General features: G+C 64.3%; 19 protein-coding genes. 13 read left to right on the forward strand and 6 right to left on the reverse strand.

Annotated elements, in window-relative coordinates; all coding sequences use genetic code 11:
* The first annotated feature begins 173 nt into the window (after nt 1–173).
* The gene (gene sfnG / locus ACNQP3_RS08875; RefSeq protein ID WP_264316943.1) at nt 174–1,268 is read left to right on the forward strand and encodes a dimethylsulfone monooxygenase SfnG; all 1,095 of its coding nucleotides are present in this window, start codon (nt 174–176) and stop codon (nt 1,266–1,268) included.
* Nucleotides 1,269–1,361: 93 nt separating this feature from the next.
* Nucleotides 1,362–1,943 (forward strand): hypothetical protein, encoded by a 582-nt coding sequence (locus ACNQP3_RS08880; RefSeq protein ID WP_041166440.1) that lies wholly within the window; start codon nt 1,362–1,364, stop codon nt 1,941–1,943.
* A gap of 57 nt (nt 1,944–2,000) precedes the next feature.
* On the opposite strand, the gene ACNQP3_RS08885 is transcribed toward ACNQP3_RS08880, so the two are convergent.
* Together ACNQP3_RS08885 and ACNQP3_RS08890 are read right to left on the reverse strand one after the other, a co-directional pair.
* Entirely contained in the window at nt 2,001–3,308 is a 1,308-nt protein-coding gene (locus ACNQP3_RS08885) for an NtaA/DmoA family FMN-dependent monooxygenase (RefSeq protein ID WP_179028083.1), read from the reverse strand.
* Nucleotides 3,309–3,365: 57 nt separating this feature from the next.
* Nucleotides 3,366–5,450: a TonB-dependent receptor gene (locus tag ACNQP3_RS08890; protein ID WP_264316944.1), complete on the reverse strand. Its 2,085-nt coding sequence runs from the start codon at nt 5,448–5,450 to the stop codon at nt 3,366–3,368.
* A gap of 220 nt (nt 5,451–5,670) precedes the next feature.
* Between ACNQP3_RS08890 and ACNQP3_RS08895 the strand changes: the two genes are divergently transcribed.
* Nucleotides 5,671–6,489 carry an IclR family transcriptional regulator gene (locus tag ACNQP3_RS08895; RefSeq protein WP_041166441.1) on the forward strand — a complete coding sequence of 273 codons (819 nt, stop codon included), beginning with the start codon at nt 5,671–5,673 and terminating at the stop codon, nt 6,487–6,489.
* 9 nt (nt 6,490–6,498) lie between these two features.
* Here ACNQP3_RS08895 and ACNQP3_RS08900 read toward each other — a convergent pair whose 3' ends face one another.
* Entirely contained in the window at nt 6,499–7,302 is an 804-nt protein-coding gene (locus tag ACNQP3_RS08900) for an ABC transporter ATP-binding protein (protein WP_264316945.1), read from the reverse strand.
* Between the two features lie 110 nt (nt 7,303–7,412).
* Here ACNQP3_RS08900 and fepB point away from each other — a divergent pair, with 110 nt between their 5' ends.
* The 7 genes from fepB to ACNQP3_RS08935 all read left to right on the forward strand — a co-directional run bounded on the left by fepB (nt 7,413) and on the right by ACNQP3_RS08935 (nt 15,726).
* Nucleotides 7,413–8,312, forward strand: a complete 900-nt coding sequence (gene fepB / locus ACNQP3_RS08905) for a Fe2+-enterobactin ABC transporter substrate-binding protein (protein WP_264316946.1) — start codon at nt 7,413–7,415, stop codon at nt 8,310–8,312.
* 2 nt (nt 8,313–8,314) lie between these two features.
* Complete coding sequence (locus tag ACNQP3_RS08910; RefSeq protein WP_012271467.1) at nt 8,315–9,319, forward strand: FecCD family ABC transporter permease; 1,005 nt, start codon at nt 8,315–8,317, stop codon at nt 9,317–9,319.
* The gene (locus tag ACNQP3_RS08915; protein ID WP_123108947.1) at nt 9,316–10,359 is read left to right on the forward strand and encodes a FecCD family ABC transporter permease; all 1,044 of its coding nucleotides are present in this window, start codon (nt 9,316–9,318) and stop codon (nt 10,357–10,359) included. Before ACNQP3_RS08910 ends, ACNQP3_RS08915 begins: the two co-directional genes overlap by 4 nt.
* A gap of 252 nt (nt 10,360–10,611) precedes the next feature.
* Entirely contained in the window at nt 10,612–11,094 is a 483-nt protein-coding gene (locus ACNQP3_RS08920; protein WP_012271469.1) for a formate dehydrogenase subunit gamma, read from the forward strand.
* Nucleotides 11,088–12,647, forward strand: coding sequence for a formate dehydrogenase beta subunit (locus ACNQP3_RS08925; protein ID WP_060492979.1), 1,560 nt, complete (start codon nt 11,088–11,090; stop codon nt 12,645–12,647). Before ACNQP3_RS08920 ends, ACNQP3_RS08925 begins: the two co-directional genes overlap by 7 nt.
* Nucleotides 12,644–15,526 carry a formate dehydrogenase subunit alpha gene (gene fdhF, locus ACNQP3_RS08930; RefSeq protein ID WP_012271471.1) on the forward strand — a complete coding sequence of 961 codons (2,883 nt, stop codon included), beginning with the start codon at nt 12,644–12,646 and terminating at the stop codon, nt 15,524–15,526. Before ACNQP3_RS08925 ends, fdhF begins: the two co-directional genes overlap by 4 nt.
* Nucleotides 15,523–15,726 (forward strand): formate dehydrogenase subunit delta, encoded by a 204-nt coding sequence (locus tag ACNQP3_RS08935; protein WP_012271472.1) that lies wholly within the window; start codon nt 15,523–15,525, stop codon nt 15,724–15,726. The genes fdhF and ACNQP3_RS08935 overlap by 4 nt, the downstream gene beginning before the upstream one ends.
* Nucleotides 15,727–15,886: 160 nt before the next feature.
* Here the strand turns inward: ACNQP3_RS08935 and ACNQP3_RS08940 are convergent, their stop codons facing one another.
* Nucleotides 15,887–16,750, reverse strand: a complete 864-nt coding sequence (locus ACNQP3_RS08940) for a universal stress protein (protein WP_060492978.1) — start codon at nt 16,748–16,750, stop codon at nt 15,887–15,889.
* 152 nt (nt 16,751–16,902) lie between these two features.
* Here ACNQP3_RS08940 and ACNQP3_RS08945 point away from each other — a divergent pair, with 152 nt between their 5' ends.
* Nucleotides 16,903–17,520: a tRNA-(ms[2]io[6]A)-hydroxylase gene (locus tag ACNQP3_RS08945; protein WP_012271474.1), complete on the forward strand. Its 618-nt coding sequence runs from the start codon at nt 16,903–16,905 to the stop codon at nt 17,518–17,520.
* 22 nt (nt 17,521–17,542) lie between these two features.
* Here the strand turns inward: ACNQP3_RS08945 and ACNQP3_RS08950 are convergent, their stop codons facing one another.
* Nucleotides 17,543–17,863 (reverse strand): DUF883 family protein, encoded by a 321-nt coding sequence (locus tag ACNQP3_RS08950; protein WP_264316947.1) that lies wholly within the window; start codon nt 17,861–17,863, stop codon nt 17,543–17,545.
* 128 nt (nt 17,864–17,991) lie between these two features.
* On the opposite strand from ACNQP3_RS08950, the gene ACNQP3_RS08955 reads away from it, so the two are divergent.
* Nucleotides 17,992–18,255 (forward strand): hypothetical protein, encoded by a 264-nt coding sequence (locus tag ACNQP3_RS08955; RefSeq protein WP_012271476.1) that lies wholly within the window; start codon nt 17,992–17,994, stop codon nt 18,253–18,255.
* 18 nt (nt 18,256–18,273) lie between these two features.
* Here ACNQP3_RS08955 and ACNQP3_RS08960 read toward each other — a convergent pair whose 3' ends face one another.
* Complete coding sequence (locus tag ACNQP3_RS08960; protein WP_012271477.1) at nt 18,274–18,756, reverse strand: LEA type 2 family protein; 483 nt, start codon at nt 18,754–18,756, stop codon at nt 18,274–18,276.
* Nucleotides 18,757–18,891: 135 nt separating this feature from the next.
* Between ACNQP3_RS08960 and ACNQP3_RS08965 the strand changes: the two genes are divergently transcribed.
* Nucleotides 18,892–20,016, forward strand: coding sequence for a sigma-70 family RNA polymerase sigma factor (locus tag ACNQP3_RS08965; RefSeq protein WP_012271478.1), 1,125 nt, complete (start codon nt 18,892–18,894; stop codon nt 20,014–20,016).
* Nucleotides 20,017–20,062: the final 46 nt, after the last annotated feature.

Here is a 20,062-nt window from a genome sequence, read left to right on the forward strand (position 1 = left end):
GCGCCTTCTGGCGTGCTGTTGCAGGGGCAACAGTGGTTTTACAGTCTGCTGTCTGCCATGCACTCGGACAGCAGGTGAACTTCGTGCAACTTGTTGATATTTTTGGGTTTGTCGATTGGCACGGTTGCTGCTCCTGTCTCCTCGAACCCCAAGGACTCTCAAGGAGCCTCCCCATGAGCCACGCCCCAATCAAGTTCGCCTACTGGGTCCCCAATGTCAGCGGTGGCCTGGTGGTCAGCACCATCGAGCAGCGCACCAGCTGGGACATCGACTACAACCGCAAGCTTGCGCAAATTGCTGAAAAGGCCGGCTTCGACTACGCCCTGTCGCAAATCCGTTTCACAGCCGGTTACGGCGCCGACAACCAGCATGAGTCGGTCACCATCAGCCACGCGCTGCTGGCTGCCACAGAAAAACTCAAGGTTATCGCCGCCATCCTTCCAGGCCCCTGGAACCCGGCGCTGGCGGCCAAGCAGCTGGCCAGCATCGACCACTTCACCCATGGCCGTATCGCCATCAACGTGGTCTCGGGCTGGTTCAAGGGCGAGTTCCATGCCATCGGTGAGCCTTGGCTGGACCACGACGAGCGCTATCGCCGTTCCGAAGAGTTCATCCGCGCGCTGAAGGGCATCTGGACCCAGGACAACTTCACCTTCAACGGCGACTTCTACCGCTTTCGCAACTACAACCTCAAACCCAAGCCGCTGCAGCAGCCACACCCGGAGATTTTCCAGGGTGGTAGCTCGCGTGCTGCGCGGGACATGGCGGCGCGCGTGTCGGACTGGTACTTCACCAACGGCAACAGCGTCGAGGGGATCAAGGCCCAGGTCGACGATATCCGCGCCAAGGCGGCGGCCAACGGCCACTCGGTAAAGATCGGGGTCAATGCCTTCCTCATCGCCCGCGACACCGAGGAACAGGCGCGCGCAGTGCTGCAGGAAATTATCGACAAGGCCAACCCCGAAGCGGTGCGGGCGTTCGGTCAGGAAGTGAAGCATGCGGGGTCGGCCAGCCCGGAGGGCGAGGGTAACTGGGCCAAGTCCAGCTTCGAGGACCTGGTGCAGTACAACGATGGTTTCAAGACCAACCTGATCGGCACGCCTCGGCAGATTGCCGAGCGAATCGTTGCTCTGAAGGCGGTGGGCGTCGACCTGATCCTTTCCGGGTTCCTGCATTTTCAGGAAGAAGTGGCGTATTTCGGTGAGCACGTGCTGCCATTGGTGCGCGAGCTGGAAGCCACGCACGGCGCGGAAAAAGCGGTGGCCTGAAGCCGGGGCAGGGCGGCCTTGGCACCCTGCCAGTATTGTCGGATTGTCGTGCAGGGGTTAGGTTTGCCGGCTCACTTCAAGGAAGACAACCCCATGAAACGGACCTTACCGCTGCTGTTCGCCTGCGCGATTTTCCCCCTGCAAGCCTGGTCGGCGCTTGAAGTCGGCCAGTTCACCCTGGGCATGCCCAAGCCCCAGGTCCTCGCCATTCTGCAGCAGCAGTTCGGTGAGGTAGAGCAATTCACCGGCTATCACTATCAGGTGCCTACCGAGTTTTTTCAGGGGGCCGGCCCGAAGGGAAATTACAACCTCGGCGGTATACCCGTCTCGAAAGTGAAGGCGTCCTTCAACGAGGCCGACCAGCTTCGCCAGGTGCAGGTGCAGTTGGACACCACCGACGAGGCGCGGGTCCAGCAGCTGTTACCGATGACCAAGGACGCCAAGCGGGTGCCGCGTTCCGGTGGCCGGCTAGAAGCGTTTTCCGCAGACGGTGAGTTGGTTTACTGGGTGTCCAAAGACTGGGGCTGGACAGTGGTGACCATCGCCGACAAGGCCAGCTCGGCGAACAACATCAAGGCGCGGGCCAAGAGCGATGAGACCTTTGCCCAGCTCAATCGCAAGTTCGACAAGCTGATTGAAACGGCCAAGGCGGTGGAGGGGAAGGGCACGCCTTGAACTTTTGTGGGCATTGCTTTGTGTCGCGATGGGCTGCGTAGCAGCCCTCGTTGACCGTCAATACCGCTGCAGGTGCTCGGCGAACGTAGCCCCCTGATAGCGCTCACGGAACAACCCACGCTCCACCAGTCGCGGCACCACCTCATCCAGAAAGCTGTACACCGAGCCAAACGAGCCTCCTGGCGCGGCGATAAAGCCATCCATTACCCCTGCCTCAGCCCAGTCGGCAATCTCGGCCACGGCATCATCGACCGTGCCGATCACCTGCCAGTGCGCCGCCGACAGCACTTCCGGGCGCATCAGCAGTTCTTCTGGCAATAGCGACTCGCGCTCGATCAGCCGGCGCAGCAGGCTTACATGGGTGCGGCTGGCACCGGGCAGCAACTGTAGCGGCGGCAGGTCGGCCGCTTGAATGCGCCGGTCGCTCGGCCAGTTGGTCAGGTCGATGCCGATCATCTTCTCGATAGCAGCAAACTTGCGCGGCTTGTCCACCTGGGCGTGGGTGTCCATGAACAGCTCGCGGGCCTGCTGACGGGTGGGCGCCAGGTACAGACTCAGGCCTGGCAGCAGGCGAATGTCATCGGCCTGGCGACCATGCTTTTGCGCACGGCGCGACAGATCGCGGCGCAGGTCGGCGGCGGCGGCCTGGTCGGGGGTAGGGGCAAACACGATGTCCGCGACACGGGCGGCAAAGTCGCGGCCGCTGTCGGATGCACCCGCCTGGATCAGTGGAATGCGCGCCCCCTGTTCGGGCAAGTTCAGTGGGCCCTGCACCTGCAGGAAGTCACCTTGGTGGTTGATCGGCAGGACCTGCGCCGGGTCGGCATACATCCCGTTCTCGCGGTCGATGCGCAGGGCCTGCTGCGGGAAGCTGCGCCATAGCCGCTGGACCACTTCGGTGAACTCGGCGGCGCGGGCGTAGCGTTGTTCTGCGCAGGGCATGGCCGCCAGGCCGAAGTTTTCGTGGCCCTGCAAGGCTGTGACGATGTTCCAGCCAACCCGGCCCTGGCTCAGCCAGTTCAGCGACTGTAGCTGACGCGCGACCAGGTAGGGCGGGAAGAAAGTGGTCGAGACCGTGGACACCAGGCCAATATGGTGGGTCTCGCGGGTAAGCGCGGCCAGTAGCACGGTGGGGTCGAGGCTGGTAAAGCCCGAGCCACTTGCCAGGGCATCGGCGACTACGCAACTGACATCAGGGCGGAACACGAAGTCCAGGTGCGCGGCTTCCGAGCGGCGCGCGATGTCCATGGCGAAATCGCTGCCGAACAGGGTTTCGACGCGGCTGTCGACGCGCCGCCAGCCCTCGCCGCTGAGCCAGGTGGGGGCGAGCGACATGCCGATGTGCAGGCCTTTTTTCAATTTCATCAGGGTCTCCGGTTGCTGGCTGTTGCGGGTTGGGGCCGCGAAGCGGCCCGGTTGACATCAGAAGGCGCCTTTGACACCCACTCCCACGGTACGCGGCTCGGTCATGCTCGCTTCGATACCGCCTATCCCCCGGTTGGTTTGCATATAGGTAGGGGTGCGTTCGTCGAACACGTTTTTCACGTAGGTGTACACCTGCACCTGGTCGCTGAAGCGGTAGCTCACGCGCGCGTCGGCCACGGTGTAGCCGTCGATGGCATAGCTTTTGGTGTTGGCAACGTCCGAGTAGTAACCGTCGATGTGCCGCACCTGGGCATTGAGGTTGACGCGGTCAGTGATGTCCCAGCTCGGGCCGAAGCTGACGGTGTAACCGGGCGAACGGGCAAATTCGTTGCCGGCATAGCGGTTGTTGGCGTCGATTTCGTCGATGCGGGTTTGCAGGGCACCCGCGCTGGCCTTGAGGGTCAGGTTATCCAGCACGCGGTAGTCCGCCGACAGCTCGAAGCCATAGGCATGGGCCTTCTCGGCGTTGATGGTGTAGGACTGGGTCAGGCCCGAGGCCAGCACCACCGGGATGTTGTACTGGGCATCTTGCATGTCCATGTAGAACAGGTTGGCGTTCAGGTGCAGGCGGTCGTCCAGCAGGCTGGCGCGGGCGAACAGCTCGTAGTTCCACATGCGCTCATCGTCGAACGCCTCGAAGCGCTTGCTGCTTAGGTTGAGCGACACACCACCCGGGTTGTAGCCGCGGCTGACCATGCCGCCGACGGTCCACTGCGGGGTCAGGGCGTAGGCCAAAGACACCTTGGGTAGGAGCGCGGTGAAGGTCTTGTCGTAGTCCAGCCCATTGGCGGCGAACGGCGAAGTGCCGCTGCGCTGGATCTGGTCCTGCTGCAGGCGCAGGGCAGTGGTGAGCGTCCAGCGGTCATTGAGGCGGTAGCTGACCTCACCGAATACGCCCAGGTTGCGCTTGGTGTCGTCGAAGTCCGAGATGCCGCCGTAATACAGGATTTCGTCCGAGTCGGTGCGCGCCAGGTACAGGCCAGCCATACCGCTGAGGGTGTCCTGTTGCTCGCCGAAGGTGATGCGGCTTTCGTTGGAGAAGTTTTTCTGGCGAATGTCGGCATCTCCGCCGTTCGCCACGCCAATCACCCGATGCACGTTGGACAGCGAATACTGGGTCTGGTTGAACAGCTTCATGCCGTTGTCCAGTTCGTAATCCACGTCGACGATGTGCGTGTTGCTCTGTTGGTGCCAGCTGGGCATGGTGGCGCCGGTGTGGTCCAGCTTGTGGAACGGCCGCGAGGCTGCTTCCTGGGTGGGGCGATTGGAGTCGCCGTGGGCGAAGGTGTACTTCAGACCCAGGCCGGGCACCGCATCAGGCAGCCACAGCAGCTTGCCACGCAGGTTCAGGGCGCGGAAATCCTGGTCGGTGTTGTGGCTGGCAAACGAGGGGTTGGTGTAGTCGATGAAGGTGTCGCGCGCTGCATAGTCCAGTGCCAGGCGCCCGGCCAGGTTGTCGCTCAGTGGGCCGGAGACTGCCAGCGAAGAGCGCCGTGAGTGGTAGCTGCCGATCTCGGCCTGGTAGGCCGCCTCCGGGGTGAAGGTCGGGTCCTTGGTCTTGACCACGATGGCGCCGGCAATGGCGTTGGCACCCTGGCTGGTGGTCTGCGGGCCGCGGTACACCTCGATGCTGTCCACGTCCCACACCGATGGCGCGCCAAAGTACATCTCGTTGTAGTTCAGGTAGTGCCCGTCAAGGTTGATGGTGGCGCGCGGCACAGTACCGCCCCAGAACACGTTGGCGCCGTTGTTCGGCCCCTGGGTGTCCTGGCCGCGAATGATCGGCGCGCCCACCGTGTCGGTGTAGATCACATTGGGGACGTCGTTGAGCACTTCGTGTACCGAGGCATTGCCGGTCTTGAGGCTGTCGATTTCGCTGGCGCTTTTCACCGACACCGACGAAGCGGTGTTGCGCAGGTCACGTTCGACCTTTTCGCCGCTGACCAGCACGGGGGTGAGCACCAGCTGCGAGCTGCCGGCAGTGGTGGGCTGGTCGGCCAGGGCGTGGGGGGCTGCGAGCAGGGTAGACAGGGTCAGCACACCGAATCCATGGCTGAACGAGCGTTGCGCAGGGTACTTCAAGACAACCTCCAAATGAGAACGATCCTCGTTTGCGCTGCAAGGTATCACGGTGCCATTGCGTTCCGCAATAAAGAATCTATTCCTCAGAGTGGTATGCTGATGCTTGGCCTAGCCGGCGTGCGCGCCAGGCCGGGGCCGCTGGCGGTATGATGGGCAGCCGCGCTTGCCGGCCACCCTAGTGATGCCTGGCGGAAAAACCAGAAATGAGGAGATAGCCCCGTTGAACACTTTGCAGTCCCCCGCCGACACGGAGCCGGAGAGCCCGGGCGAGAAGCGTTCCGGCACCATTCAGTCGGTGTCTATCGCTGCGCGGTTCCTGAATGTACTGGCCAATGCGGAGAATGAACTGAGCCTGGGTGAGGTGGCCCGGCGCACAGGCACCGGCGGTTCCACGGCGCACCGCTACCTGCAGAGCCTGGTCAAGGAGGGGCTGGCCAAGCAGGACCCGGCCAGTGCGCTGTATGACCTGGGCCCGGCCGCGCTCAGCATCGGTATCGGCGCCCTCAAGCGTGTGGATGCCGTGGAAATTGCCGCCCAGCACATGAAGGGGCTGGCCCAGCGGCATGCCGCCAGCGGCGGGGTGGCGATCTGGACCGACCGGGGCCCGACACTGGTGCGTTGGTACCGCAGCGCTTACTTCTCGATCAACCCCCTGGCTCTGGGCGATATCCTGCCGATCGACAACACGGCCTGCGGGCTGATTTTCCAGGCGTTCCTGCCCAAAGCTACCATCGAGGCGGCGCGCAAGCTGCAGCCGGCGCATTTTCGTGGCACCCCGCCCAGTGCCAAAGTGCTGGAGCAGATCCGCCAGCATTGCTGGGCCGAATTGACCAGCCACTTGCTGTCCAGCGTGACCGGGCAAGCGGCGCCGGTGTTCGATGCGCAGCAGGAGATTGTTTGTGTGATGACTACGGTGACCGACCTGGGGCAGTTGCGTACACCGGAGGATCGCCAGGCGTTGTTCCATGAGGCAGGGTTGGTCAACCAGGCGACCGGTGGGCGCATGCTGGGTGCGCCGGCGCCGGTGCTGCCGGCATGAGCGCAGGTCTTACTGTTCGCCGGGTTGAGGCTCGCGTCGCCCTCGTGGCACCAGCATAGGCGTCCCGCTCACCGGGTCGTCAATCACCAGCCCGGATAACCCAAAGACCTGCTGCACCAGCGCCTCGGTGAAGATCTGCGCCGGCGCCCCCTGGGCGACGATGGCGCCTTCACGCATGGCCACCAAGTGGCTGGCATAACGGCAGGCCTGGTTCAGGTCGTGTAGCACCGCCACGATGGTGCGCCCCTGTCGGTTCAGGTCGCGCAGCAACTCCAGCAATTCATACTGGTGGGCGATATCCAGGTAAGTGGTGGGCTCATCCAGCAGCAACAGTGGGGTGTCCTGCGCCAGCACCATGGCAATCCACACGCGCTGGCGCTGGCCGCCAGACAATGCCTGCACCGGGCGCTCGGCCAGCGCCTCGATGCCGGTCGCATGCATCGCGCGCTGTACCGCCTGTTCATCCTCGGGTGACCACTGTTGCCACAGACGCTGGTGCGGATAGCGGCCGCGCGCGACCAGTTCGGCTACGCGAATGCCGTCCGGTGCGCTGGCACTTTGCGGCAGCAGGGCCAGGCGCCGGGCCACGTCCTTGGCCGGGCGCTGCTGAATGTCCTGGCCATCGAGCAGCACCTGGCCGCAGCTGGGCACCAACAGCCGCGACAGTGCTGCCAGCAGGGTCGATTTACCGCAGGCGTTGGGGCCGATTATCACAGTGAAGGCACCGTCCTGGATGTCCAGCGACAGATCGTGCGACAGGGTTCTTTGGTCGCGGCGCAGGGTCAGCGCGCGGGCTTGCAGGCGAGGGCTCATGGCGGGTCCTTGGCAATCCGGTATTTTGCGGAACGTATTCTACATGATGGAATTATCTGTATGAGAAGTATTATCATGCGCAGCTGATTCCCTCTGAGCGAAGCCGAGCAATGAAGCGTTTTCGAGTTTGTGCAGCACTGGCCGCCGTCGCCCTGGCGCTGGCTGGGGTGATCCCGAGTGCAATAGCCGCGCCCGCGCGAATCGTCTCTACCACACCGAGCGTGACCGGCATCCTGCTGGCCATGCAGGCCCCCTTGGTGGCCAGCGCCGCCGCCACGCCTAGCCGCCTGACCGATGACAAGGGCTTCTTCTCGCAATGGGCAGCTGTGGCCGACCAGCGTGATGTGCAGGTGCTGTACCGTAACCTGCAGTTCGACATCGAGGCCGTGGTGGCCAGCGCCCCCGACTTGCTGGTGGTGTCTGCCACCGGTGCCGACAGCGCCGCGCCGCACCTGGCCGAGCTGAAAGCCCAGGGCGTGCCGACGCTGGTGATCAACTACTCCAACCAGTCCTGGCAGGACCTGGCTACCGAGCTTGGAGAAAAGACCGAACTGCAACAGCAGGCCAAGGCGGTGATCCAGCGGTTCGACGACTACACCCGCGAAACGGCAGCCCGCCTGACCCCCTCGCCAAGGCCGGTCGTCCTGATCGGCTACAACATCGGTGGCAGTTATTCCATCGGCCGCACATTCAGCCCGCAGGCAAGGCTGCTGACCGCACTCGGCTTTCAAGTGCGTGAACTGCCCGAGGCGATGGCGGGGCAGGTGATTCGCGCCACCGAATTCCAGTTCATTTCCCGCGAAAACCTGGTCGCCGCCATCGGTGATGCGGATGTGTTCCTGCTCAGCGCCGACGACAAAGATGCCCAAGCCTTCCTCCACGACCCAGTGCTGGCCAACCTGCGCGCGGTGCAGCACAAGCGCGTGTACCCGTTGGGGCCCAGTTCGTTCCGCATCGACTACTATTCCGGGCGGCAGATGCTCGACACCGTCGCCGGCTACTTCCACTGACCATGGCTGGCCCGACTTTGCGCCCTGCGCTGCTGGCAGGGCTATTGCTGCTGTTCATGGCGGCGCTGGCGAGCCTGCTGATTGGCTCGCATCCGATTACCGTCGGCGTGGTATTCGACGCCCTCTACCAGCCCGACCTGCTGAACGATGAGCACCTCATCGTGCGTGAGTTACGCGTGCCACGCACGTTGGTGGCGCTGCTGGCTGGCCTCGCGCTGGGGGCAGCGGGTACTTTGATGCAGGCACTGACACGCAACCCGCTGGCCGAACCGGGGCTGCTGGGCGTGAATGCCGGCGCCGCGCTCGCGGTCATCCTAGGCGTAGCATTGTTTGGTCTGACCCAGGTCAGCCAGTACATCCCGCTGGCCTTTTTCGGCGCTGGCATCGCCGGAGTTGTCGTGTTTCTGCTTGGCCAGGCCGGCGCTGCCGACAGCAGCCCGGTGCGCCTGGTACTGGCCGGGGCAGGGCTGAGCATGCTGCTGGCCTCGCTCACGGCCATCCTCGTGCTCAACACCCCACCTCAGGTCTATGACCATTTCCGCAATTGGGCGGCCGGCTCGTTGGCCGGCAGCAGTACGGCTGCGCTGCCATTGCCGACCTTGGCGATCGCCTTGGGCCTGGCCCTGGCCGCCGCCTTGATGCCACAACTCAATGCCTTGGCGCTGGGCCGAGATCTGGGCCGGGCGTTGGGCGTGAATGTGCGCCTGACCTGGGCGCTGGCCTGCGTGGCGCTGATGTTGCTGGCCGGCAGTGCTACCGCCATTGCCGGGCCGATCGGTTTCGTCGGGTTGGTGGCGCCGCACCTGGCACGATCGCTGGTGGGGCCGGACTACCGGCGCATGCTGCCCTATGCCGCGCTGATCGCTGCGCTGTTGCTGCTGGGCGCCGACCTGCTGGGCCGCGTGCTGGCGGCACCCGCGGAGCTGGCCGCCGGGACCCTGGCGCTGTTGCTTGGTGGGCCGGCCTTTATCGTATTGATTGGCAGGTTTCGCCTATGTCAGCTGTGAATGGGTTGCGTGTGCTTCGATGCGGGCCCCTGAGCCTGCGTTTCAGTTTGCGGGCCGTGCTGGTCGGCAGTGCACTGTCGCTGTTGGTGATGGGCCTGGCGGTGTTGCTGCTGGGTACGGGTAGCCTGCCGATCCATGCAGGCCAGGTGTTGACCAGCCTGTTTGGGCAGGGTGACAACGAGATGGCCAGCCGCATTGTCATCCGCGTGCGTTTGCCGCGGGTACTCACGGCAATGCTGGTGGGCGCGGCGCTGGGCATGGCTGGGGCAATCTTCCAGTCGATCGCGCGCAATGCTCTGGGTTCGCCCGATGTCATTGGCTTTACCACAGGCGCTGCGAGTGGTGCCATCGTGCAAATCATCCTGTTCGATGCCGGCCCGTTGGCCACGGCGTTGGCCGCTGTTGCAGGCGGCATGCTTACCGCGTTGCTGGTGTTGCTGTTGGCGCGTCGCGGGCAGGGCGGCCAGGGTTACCGGCTGGTGCTGGTGGGTATAGGCATGGGCGCCACGCTGTCGGGCCTCAACCAGCTGCTGCTGGTCACCGGCGACCTCGACCAGGCACTGTTCGCCCAGCTGTGGCTGGCCGGTTCGCTCAACACTCGTACCTGGGCCCATGTGTTGCCTGCCACGCTGGGGTTGGCACTGATGGTACCGGTGGCCCTGCTGTACAAGCGTGAACTGGCACTGATGGAAATGGGCGATGGCATGGCTGGTCAGTTGGGCGTGGCGGTGGAGCGTTCGCGGTTGCGCCTGGTGCTTGCAGCGGTAGGGCTTACTGCCATTGCCACTGCCGCAGCCGGGCCGATTGCTTTCATCGCCCTGGCTGGCCCGCAATTGGCGCGGCGGCTTACGCGTACTGCGGGGGTGCCATTGCTGTGTGCCGCCTTGATGGGCGCGGCGCTGCTGCTGGTGGCCGATTGGCTGAGCCAACGCCTGGCGGCCACGGCGCAGTTGCCGGTGGGGTTGGTGACCGGAGTATTGGGTGGTTGCTACCTGCTGTGGCTGATTACGGCTCAGCGTCAAGGGTCTGGAGCAGGGTGAAGCCTGGCTGGCCGGCCTCCTGACCACAGGTCGGTTTCAGGATGCGCCTGGTCGCTCGCACGCAACCCCTCGACGCCACAAGTGCCATGCTTGCAGGATGCCCAGGGACCAGCGCGCGCAGATGTGCGGCCATGGGCAAGGAGGCCGCCAGTACCACGCAACCGTGACGTGGCCGGCGCGCCGCAGCAGAACACGCCGGACACCTGCCCTCACAATCATTCAGGCAGGGTCCGTGATGCCGAGGTCCGCTGTATGCCTGATGAATTGCTCCACCTGCCCGATATCCAGCGCATTCTGGCCCGCGACAAGGCCACCCCGGGGGCCCTGTTGCCGATCCTGCATGCCATCCAGCACGACATCGGTTACATCCCCGATGCGGCTGTCCCCGAAATCGCTCATGCCCTGAACCTTAGCCTGGCCGAGGTGCGCGGGGTGATCAGCTTCTACCACGATTTCCGCACCGCGCCGCCTGCCCGTCATACTCTGCGCCTGTGCCGCGCCGAGTCGTGCCAGAGCCGTGGCGCCGAGGCCCTGGCCGCGCAGCTGCGTGAACAGCTGGCACTGGACGATCATGGCACCAGCGCCGACGGCGCCATCAGCCTTCGGCCGGTGTATTGCCTGGGCGCCTGTGCCTGCTCGCCGGCGCTGGAGCTGGACGGCCAAGTGCACGCGCGCCTCACCCCCGAGCGCCTGCGCGCCCTGGTCAATGGTTGCCGGGAGGACGCTGCATGCTGACCCTGTACATTCCCTGCGATTCGGTCGCCCGCGCCGTGGGTGCCGATCAGGTCGTCGAGGCCTTGCAGCGCGAGGCCGAGCGCCGCCAGTTGCCTCTGGACATCCAACGCACCAGCTCACGCGGGTTGTACTGGCTGGAGCCGCTGATCGAGTGCGACAGTGCGCAAGGGCGCCAGGGCTTCGGCCCGGTTACCCCGCAGGACGTGCCGTCCCTGCTCGATGCCCTGGCCGGTGATCCTGGTGGCCACTCACTGGCACTGGGCGCGGTCGAAGAAATACCTTACCTCAAGACCCAGCAGCGCCTGTTGTTCGCCCGCGCCGGCATCACCCGCCCGTTGTCGCTGGATGACTACCGCGCCCACGGCGGTTTCGCAGGGCTGGAGGCAGCCGTGGCCCTGGACGGTGCCGACGTGGTCGCTGCGGTACTCGATTCCGGTCTGCGTGGCCGTGGTGGCGCGGCGTTCCCGGCTGGCATCAAGTGGCGCACCGTGCGTGACGCCGATGCCGGGCAAAAATACGTGGTGTGCAACGCTGACGAGGGTGACTCCGGCACCTTTGCCGACCGCATGCTGATGGAGGGCGACCCCTTCCTGCTGATCGAGGGCATGATCATTGCCGGCCTCGCCGTCGGGGCCGACAAGGGATACATCTATGTACGCTCGGAATATCCCGACGCTATCCGCTCGCTTGACCAGGCCTTCACCATTGCCCGTGATGCGGGGTACCTCGGCACTGACGTAGCCGGCAGCGGCCTGGCGTTCGACCTGGAAGTGCGGGTGGGCGCCGGCGCCTATATCTGCGGCGAAGAAACCGCGTTGCTCGAATCCATCGAAGGCAAGCGCGGCATCGTCCGCGCCAAGCCCCCACTGCCCGCGCTGCAAGGCCTGTTCGGCTTGCCGACGCTGGTGCACAACGTGCTTACCCTGGCTTCGGTGCCCATCATTCTGGCCAAGGGCGCGGCGTTCTATCGCGATTTCGGCATGGGCCGCTCGCTGGGCACCATGCCGTTCCAGCTGGCCGGTAACATCCGCCAGGGTGGCTTGGTGGAGCGTGCGTTCGGCCTGACCCTGCGCGAACTGGTGGACGGTTACGGCGGTGGCACGGCCAGTGGCCGGCCGCTGAAGGCCGCGCAGGTCGGGGGGCCGCTTGGTGCCTGGGTACCCCCCAGCCACTTCGACACGCCGCTGGACTATGAAGCCTTCGCCGCCATGGGCGCGATGCTCGGCCACGGCGGTGTAGTGGTGGCCGACGACACCCTGAACATGGCCAGCATGGCGCGTTTCGCCCTGCAGTTCTGCGCCGAGGAGTCCTGTGGCAAGTGCACCCCATGCCGCATCGGCTCGACGCGGGGCATGGAAGTGGTCGACCGGCTGATCGCCAGCAGCGACCTCGCTGAACGCCACGACCAGGCGCTGGTGCTGCGCGACCTGTGCGACACGATGCAGTACGGCTCGCTGTGCGCCATGGGTGGCATGACCGCCTACCCGGTGGCCAGTGCGCTCAAGTACTTCCCTGCCGATTTTGGGCTGACCACCACGGAGGCCGCGCAGTGATCAATTTCTTCGACCCCGCTTCTGATAAAAACAGCGACCTCGGCACCCCGGCCCGTGACAGCGACGTGCAGGTCAGCCTGAGCATCGACGGCCGCGCCATCAGTGTGCCCGCCGGCACCTCGGTGATGCGCGCCGCCGCGATGCTCGGCACCAGCATCCCCAAACTGTGCGCCACCGACAGCCTTGAAGCCTTCGGCTCGTGCCGCATGTGCATGGTGGAAATCGAAGGCATGCGCGGCTACCCGGCGTCCTGCACCACGCCGGTCAGCGAAGGCATGGTGGTACGTACCGAAACCCCGCGCCTGGCCGGCCTGCGCCGCAACGTGATGGAGCTGTACATTTCCGACCACCCGCTGGACTGTCTGACCTGCTCGGCCAACGGTAACTGCGAGCTGCAGACCGTGGCTGGCCAGGTGGGCCTGCGCGAGGTGCGCTATGGCTATGACGGCGCCAACCACCTGGCCGAGAAAAAGGACGTTTCCAACCCGTATTTCGACTACGAGCCGAGCAAGTGCATCGTTTGCAGCCGCTGCGTGCGCGCCTGCGAGGATATCCAGGGCACCTTTGCCCTGACCATTACCGGGCGTGGTTTTGAATCGCGGGTAGCGGCAGCGGGTGGTGATGACTTCCTCACTTCCGAGTGCGTGTCGTGCGGCGCCTGCGTGCAGGCCTGCCCGACTGCGACCCTGACGGAAAAGAGCCTGGTGCAACTTGGCCAGCCTGAGCGTTCGGTCATTACCACGTGCGCCTACTGCGGCGTTGGCTGTTCGTTCCGCGCCGAAATGAAGGGCGACCAGCTGGTGCGCATGGTCCCGGACAAGAACGGCGGCGCCAACCATGGCCACGCCTGCGTCAAAGGCCGCTTCGCCTGGGGTTATGCCACCCACCCGGACCGCATTACCAAGCCGATGATTCGCAAGCGCCTGGAAGACCCGTGGCAGGAAGTGAGCTGGGACGAGGCGGTGACCTATGCCGCCAGCGAGTTCCGCCGCATCCAGCTCAAGTACGGGCGCGACGCCATTGGCGGCATCACCTCCAGCCGCTGCACCAACGAAGAAGCCTACCTGGTGCAGAAATTGGTGCGCACGGCATTCGGCAACAACAACGTCGATACCTGCGCGCGGGTGTGCCATTCGCCCACTGGCTATGGCCTGAAGCAGACCCTGGGTGAATCGGCGGGCACGCAAAGCTTCGATTCGGTGATGCAGGCCGACGTGGTGCTGGTGATCGGCGCCAACCCCACCGATGCTCACCCGGTGTTTGGTTCGCAACTCAAGCGTCGCTTGCGCCAGGGGGCTCGGCTGATCGTGATCGACCCACGGCGTATCGACCTGGTCGACTCGCCGCACGCCCGTGCCGAGCTGCATCTGCAACTGCGCCCAGGCACCAACGTGGCCATGCTCAACGCCCTGGCCCACGTGATAGTCACCGAGGGCCTGCTGGCTCAACGCTTCATCGATGCCCGCTGCGAAACCGAAGACTTCGCCCGCTGGCGCGACTTCGTCAGCCTGGCAGACAACGCCCCCGAGGTGCTCGGCCCGGTCTGTGGTGTGCCTGCCGAGCAGATCCGCGCCGCTGCGCGGTTGTATGCCACCGGCGGCAACGCAGCCATCTATTACGGCTTGGGCGTGACCGAGCACAGCCAGGGTAGTACTGCGGTGATGGGCATCGCCAACCTGGCCATGGCCACCGGCAATATCGGCCGCGAGGGGGTAGGGGTGAACCCGTTGCGCGGGCAGAACAACGTGCAGGGTTCGTGCGACATGGGTTCGTTCCCCCACGAGCTGCCCGGCTACCGGCATATCTCCAACGAGGGCGTGCGCGCCGAGTTCGAACGAGCCTGGGGCGTGACCCTGCAGCCCGACCCTGGTCTGCGCATTCCCAACATGTTCGAGGCTGCGTTGGACGGCAGCTTCAAAGCGTTGTACTGCCAGGGTGAGGACATCGCCCAGAGCGACCCTAACACCCAGCACGTCACGGCAGCCTTGCACGCCATGGAGTGCGTGGTGGTGCAGGATATTTTCCTCAACGAAACCGCCAAGTTCGCCCATGTTTTCCTGCCGGGCAGTTCATTCCTGGAAAAGGACGGCACTTTCACCAATGCCGAGCGGCGCATTTCGCGGGTGCGCAAGGTCATGGAGCCGCTGGCCGGCAAGGCCGACTGGGAAGCCACCGTGGCCCTGGCCAACGCCCTGGGCTACCCGATGAACTACCGCCACCCGTCCGAGATCATGGACGAGATCGCTCGCCTGACGCCGACCTTCCGCCGGGTAAGCTACGCCGAGATCGACCGCCATGGCAGCCTGCAATGGCCATGCAACGATGCTGCACCCGATGGCACACCGACCATGCACATCGACCAGTTCGTGCGTGGCAAGGGCCGCTTCATGCTTACCGGCTACGTGCCCACCGACGAAAAGGTCAACAACCGCTATCCGCTGCTGCTGACCACCGGGCGCATCCTCAGCCAGTACAACGTCGGGGCTCAGACCCGGCGTACCGGCAACGTCGCCTGGCATGACGCCGACCGTTTGGAGATCCACCCAACCGACGCCGAAAGCCGTGGCATTCAGGACGGTGACTGGGTGGGAATCGGCAGCCGCGCCGGGCAGACCGTGCTGCGTGCCAAGGTCAGCGCACGGGTGGCGCCGGGCGTGGTGTACACCACGTTCCACTTCCCTGAATCGGGGGCGAACGTGATCACCACCGACAACTCCGACTGGGCCACCAACTGCCCCGAGTACAAGGTGACGGCTGTGGAAGTGGTGAAAGTGTTCCAGCCATCACAATGGCAAAAGCGCTACCAGGACTTCAGTGATGAACAGCGGCGGCTGCTGATAGAGCGCCGCACAGCGGAAAAAGCCGAGGTGCGCCGATGAGCAGTGACAACCTGGTCAAGATGGCCAACCAGATTGCCCATTACTTCGACAGTGAGCCAAACCGGGCGCTGGCGGTGCAGGGGGTGCGGCAGCATTTGCAAAGCTTCTGGACGCCGGCCATGCGCCGGCAACTGGCGGAGTGGATCGAGGCCAACGCAGGGGAGGGCCTGGACCCGAAGGTGCGCGAGGCGATGGCCTAGCGGGCCTGCGCGGTCCCTGTAGGAGCGGCCTTGTGTCGCGAAAGGGCCGCGAAGCAGCCCCAGATTTCAGCTTTGATGCATAAATTTCTGGGGCCGCCTTGCGGCCCTTTCGCGACACAAGGCCGCTCCTACAGGGACCGCGCCAATCGTGGCAATTGCGTCAGCCGCGGGCCAGTTCGGCCTGGTGGGCGATGGCTTCTTCGCTCTTGAGCACCAGCACATCGCCCTCGAGCGCATCCAGCACCACCTCGGAAGTATTGCCAATCAACGCCCCGGAAATCCCCGTGCGGCACACCGTACCGATCACCGTCACAACCGCATCAAGCTCCTTCTCGGTATGCGGAATCAGCACATCCGCCGGCCCTTCGGCCACGTGTAGGCACGCTTCACTGATGCCGTACTCGGCCTGGAACGCCTTGCACGCTTCGCGGTAACGTTTTTCGATGGTATCGCTCAGTTGGTATGCCGGGTCCGAGGCCGACAGCATTGGCGACGGGTGGGCGCTGATGACATGCAGCTCGCCCTTGGCCAGTTTGGCAATCTCGAAGCCATGGTCGATGATGCTGGCATGCAGGCGGCGGTGGTCCTCGTCCTGGTTGCCCACGTCCACTGCAGCCAGAATCTTGCCCCCGGTCCACGGCCGTTCGCTCTTGACCATCAGCACAGCGCACGGGCACTGGCGCAGCAGCTTCCAGTCGCTGGGGGTGAGCAGGGCCTTCTTCAGCGGGTTGTCCGGGCGGTGTTCCTTGATCACCAACTCGCAGCCCTCGGCCTGCTGCACATAGATGATGGTGTCGTGCAGGTTGTCGCGCCAGGCCTCTTCGTGGGTGATGTTGTCGTACCCGTCATCATGCAACTGGCTGCTCAACAGGCTCAGTAGTGCACTGTGATCATGCCGTTTGTCGCACATCAGCAGGTGCAGGCGTGCGCCAGTGACGCCAGCGATCAGCTTGGCCCGGGTCAGCGCCCGGCTGTGGGCGTGCTCAGGGTCGAGGACGACGAGGATGCTGCGGACGGCTTGCATGGGCGTGAACTCCCTCAAAGGTGGCGACCAATGCCTGACTATAGTCGGCGCTTCCCCCGCTGGCGCTTGATATACGTCAAGCATAGTCACTGGCGCCACCCGCCGCCGTCGGTATAATCGCCGCCTCTGCCTGTTCCTGTGGTTGCACGTTTATGTCCCTGATCCCCGAAATCGACGCTTTTCTTGGTTGCCCGACGCCAGATGCCTGGATCGAAGCGGCGCTCGCCGACCAGGAAACCCTGCTGATCGACCACAAGAACTGCGAGTTCAAGGCCGCCAGCACGGCCTTGAGCCTGATGGCCAAATACAACACGCACCTTGATCTGATCAACATGATGTCGCGCCTGGCCCGCGAGGAGCTGGTGCACCATGAGCAGGTGCTGCGCCTGATGAAGCGCCGTGGTGTGCCGCTGCGCCCTGTGTCGGCGGGGCGCTATGCGTCGGGGCTGCGCCGCCTGGTGCGTGCCCACGAGCCAGTGAAACTGGTGGATACGCTGGTGGTGGGGGCGTTCATCGAGGCGCGCAGCTGTGAGCGCTTCGCTGCGCTGGTGCCGCACCTGGATGAAGAACTGGGCCGCTTCTACCACGGTTTGTTGAAAAGTGAAGCGCGCCACTACCAGGGCTACCTGAAACTGGCGCACAACTACGGCGATGAGGCGGACATCGCCCGCCGCGTGGAACTGGTGCGCGCTGCGGAAATGGAACTGATCCAGTCACCGGACCAGGAACTGCGCTTCCACAGCGGTATACCGCAGGCACTAGCCGCCTGAGTCGCAGCAGGCGGCCCTGGGTTCAGTCGCGCCGGCCCAGCAACAGGCCGATCACCAGGCCGAGGCCGGCGGAAATGGCCACGGTCTGCCAGGGGTGGCCGCCAATATAATCCTGAGTGGCGTCCACCACCGGTTGCGCCTTGTCCCGCACATTGCCTGCGGCCTGGCGCGCCTGTTTCAGTTTGAGGCTGACCTGCGCCCGCAGGGATTCTGCTTCTTCGCCCACCAGGGCGGCACTGTCGTTCAGCAGTTTTTCCGATTCTTCGATCAGCGATTGCAGTTCGCTGAATACCTGGTCCTTGATCTGATCGCTGTCCGCCAGCGTGGCGTTTTTCCGGGCCATGAACTCGTCCTCGTCGATGGGGGGTGTGAACAATGGATACCGCCACGTCGGGAAAGTTGCGGCGGCTTTCCGATGTTGCGTTGCCTGGGTGTAAGATAGCGGCCATTTTCAAACCTGCAGGTACCTTCATGAGTTTCAATCTGGCCAACATGAGCTTCGAGGAACGGGCGCAGATCGAGGCAGAGAAGGCTCGGCTGTTCGAGATGTGGCAGAACAACCTGGGCAAGGCCAAGGGCGATGCGGCCCGGCTGATTGCCGAAAAGCCACGGCGCAAGGGCAAGTGGGCCGAGTGGGTACGCGCCGAACTGGACGCCATGACGCCGCCCGAGTACGCCAGCATGGTGCGCAGCGAAGTCAACAAGCTGATGGCCGCGGCCAGCGCCAACCGCTGAGCACACCCCACCGGGCGTTTACCAGTAAGCGCCCTTGGGCAGGTCCAGCTTGCCCTCGTCGGTAAAGCGCACGGTGCCCAGCGGCCCGCCGGCCAGCTTGCCGCGCAGCGTGTAGGGCAAACCCTGCAGCGACTCTACCTTGCCCAGCCCATAGGCCTGGCGCAGGAAGGAAAACGCCGTGATGCTGACGGGCACCACGATTACCGCTTCGTCATATCGGCCAATATGGCCCTGCTGGTCGCTGACCCCGGCCGCTAGCGGCTGGCCGTTGACTTCCAGGTTGATGGCGACACCGTTGTAATCGATCGGCGCCTCGTTGGGGTTCTGTACCCGCATTTTCACCGCCATGCGCAGCTCCAGCTCCTGGCCGGGCAGTGGCTCGATGCCGATCACGCTGATGTTGACCGGGTCGCGTGGCTGGAACAGGGCGCAGGCTCCTAGGCCATACGCCATCAGCAGGACGAGAAACAGGCGGATACAGTGGTGCAGGCGGGCAGTCATTGAGGGCGACCTTGCCAAAGTGAGCGAACGGTCAGTGTGGCAAATGCGCGTCGGCGTTGAAAGTATCCTCGCAGATGAAAGATACTGTTTCTCATTAACGTCCGATAACTCATCTTACTGGCAGTTTCCAAACCCATGCTGACGTCACCCGTGTCGGGCCTGCTGGCGACTTTCCAGGAGCACTACGACGACCTGTTGCAGTTCCTGACCCGGCGCATGAGCGACCGCCAGCGCGCCGCCGACGTGGCGCAGGAAACCTATCTGAAACTGGTGAACATCGACGAGCAGGCGGTGCCGGTGTTGCATGCGCGCAGTTTCATCTTTCGCGTGGCCGGCAACCTGGCAATCGATGCCTTGCGCCGCGAGAAGCGCATCGCCGCCAGCCACGACGACAGTGACGGCGCCTGTGAGGTGGCCTGCCCGGCACCGGCGCCCGAGGCGGCATTGCTGGCCCGCGAGCGCCTGCGGATTCTTGACCAGGCGCTGTTGCAACTGCCCGACAACGCCCGCCGGGCGCTGTTGCTCAACCGCGTCGAAGGCCTGACCCAGAAGCAGATCGCTCAACGCCTGGGCGTTTCCGAGAGCATGGTGGCGAAGTACATCGGCCAGGCGCTGCGCCATTGCCGCGGTTGGCTTAAGCAGGCGGGTGTGGCGGCGTCCGTGGTGGTGCTGGTCGCCGCCGTGGCGGGTTGGCGGCAGGCGCCGATGCTGCTGGCGGATTACCACACTGCTGTCGGCGAGCGGCAGATCATTACGTTGGCTGATGGCACGCGGGTGACGCTGAACAGCGCCAGTGCCATGAGCGTCGTTTTCAGTGAGCATGAGCGGCGTGTGGTGCTTGATGCCGGTGAAGCATTGTTCGAGACCGCTGCTGATTCACGGCCGTTTGTGGTCGATACCGCCGGTGAGCGGGTGCAGGGCACTGCCGCGACCTTCAGCGTGCGCCGCGATGGCCACGTGGTGTTGGCGCACGGTGAGGCCAAGGTAGGTCAACGCGAACTGGCGGTAGCGGCCGATGCCGGCATGCAAATGGCCTGGCAGCGCGGCAAGCTGATCTTCAACGGCAAGCCGCTGGGGCAGGTACTGGAGGAGCTTGAGCGATACCGCCATGGGCGCATTGTGCTGTCCGACAGCAAGCTGGCAGCGATGGAGGTGAGCGGGGTATTTGATCTGGATGAGCCTGAGGCCCTGTTGCGGACGCTTGAGCAGCGATATGGCCTGAAGGTTACCTACCTGCCGTGGTTGGCCGTGGTGTATTGATCGGCCTGCAGCGACCTCGTCGCACTACAGAAATAAAAATATTTTC

The organism is Pseudomonas sp. LFS074 (genome assembly GCF_047978165.1).
GTDB lineage: Bacteria > Pseudomonadota > Gammaproteobacteria > Pseudomonadales > Pseudomonadaceae > Aquipseudomonas > Aquipseudomonas putida_P.

Bases quoted from the DNA above. Each gene is read 5' to 3' on its own strand.
- ACNQP3_RS08960 (WP_012271477.1), bottom strand. From the start codon at position 18,756: ATGACTGCCCGCCTGCACCACTGTATCCGCCTGTTTCTCGTCCTGCTG.
- ACNQP3_RS08925 (WP_060492979.1), top strand. From the start codon at position 11,088: ATGCTGACCCTGTACATTCCCTGCGATTCGGTCGCCCGCGCCGTGGGT.
- ACNQP3_RS08885 (WP_179028083.1), bottom strand. From the start codon at position 3,308: ATGAAATTGAAAAAAGGCCTGCACATCGGCATGTCGCTCGCCCCCACC.
- ACNQP3_RS08945 (WP_012271474.1), top strand. From the start codon at position 16,903: ATGTCCCTGATCCCCGAAATCGACGCTTTTCTTGGTTGCCCGACGCCA.
- fepB (WP_264316946.1), top strand. From the start codon at position 7,413: ATGAAGCGTTTTCGAGTTTGTGCAGCACTGGCCGCCGTCGCCCTGGCG.
- ACNQP3_RS08935 (WP_012271472.1), top strand. From the start codon at position 15,523: ATGAGCAGTGACAACCTGGTCAAGATGGCCAACCAGATTGCCCATTAC.
- ACNQP3_RS08940 (WP_060492978.1), bottom strand. From the start codon at position 16,750: ATGCAAGCCGTCCGCAGCATCCTCGTCGTCCTCGACCCTGAGCACGCC.
- sfnG (WP_264316943.1), top strand. From the start codon at position 174: ATGAGCCACGCCCCAATCAAGTTCGCCTACTGGGTCCCCAATGTCAGC.
- ACNQP3_RS08955 (WP_012271476.1), top strand. From the start codon at position 17,992: ATGAGTTTCAATCTGGCCAACATGAGCTTCGAGGAACGGGCGCAGATC.
- ACNQP3_RS08950 (WP_264316947.1), bottom strand. From the start codon at position 17,863: ATGGCCCGGAAAAACGCCACGCTGGCGGACAGCGATCAGATCAAGGAC.
- ACNQP3_RS08910 (WP_012271467.1), top strand. From the start codon at position 8,315: ATGGCTGGCCCGACTTTGCGCCCTGCGCTGCTGGCAGGGCTATTGCTG.
- ACNQP3_RS08900 (WP_264316945.1), bottom strand. From the start codon at position 7,302: ATGAGCCCTCGCCTGCAAGCCCGCGCGCTGACCCTGCGCCGCGACCAA.
- ACNQP3_RS08880 (WP_041166440.1), top strand. From the start codon at position 1,362: ATGAAACGGACCTTACCGCTGCTGTTCGCCTGCGCGATTTTCCCCCTG.
- ACNQP3_RS08965 (WP_012271478.1), top strand. From the start codon at position 18,892: ATGCTGACGTCACCCGTGTCGGGCCTGCTGGCGACTTTCCAGGAGCAC.
- ACNQP3_RS08920 (WP_012271469.1), top strand. From the start codon at position 10,612: ATGCCTGATGAATTGCTCCACCTGCCCGATATCCAGCGCATTCTGGCC.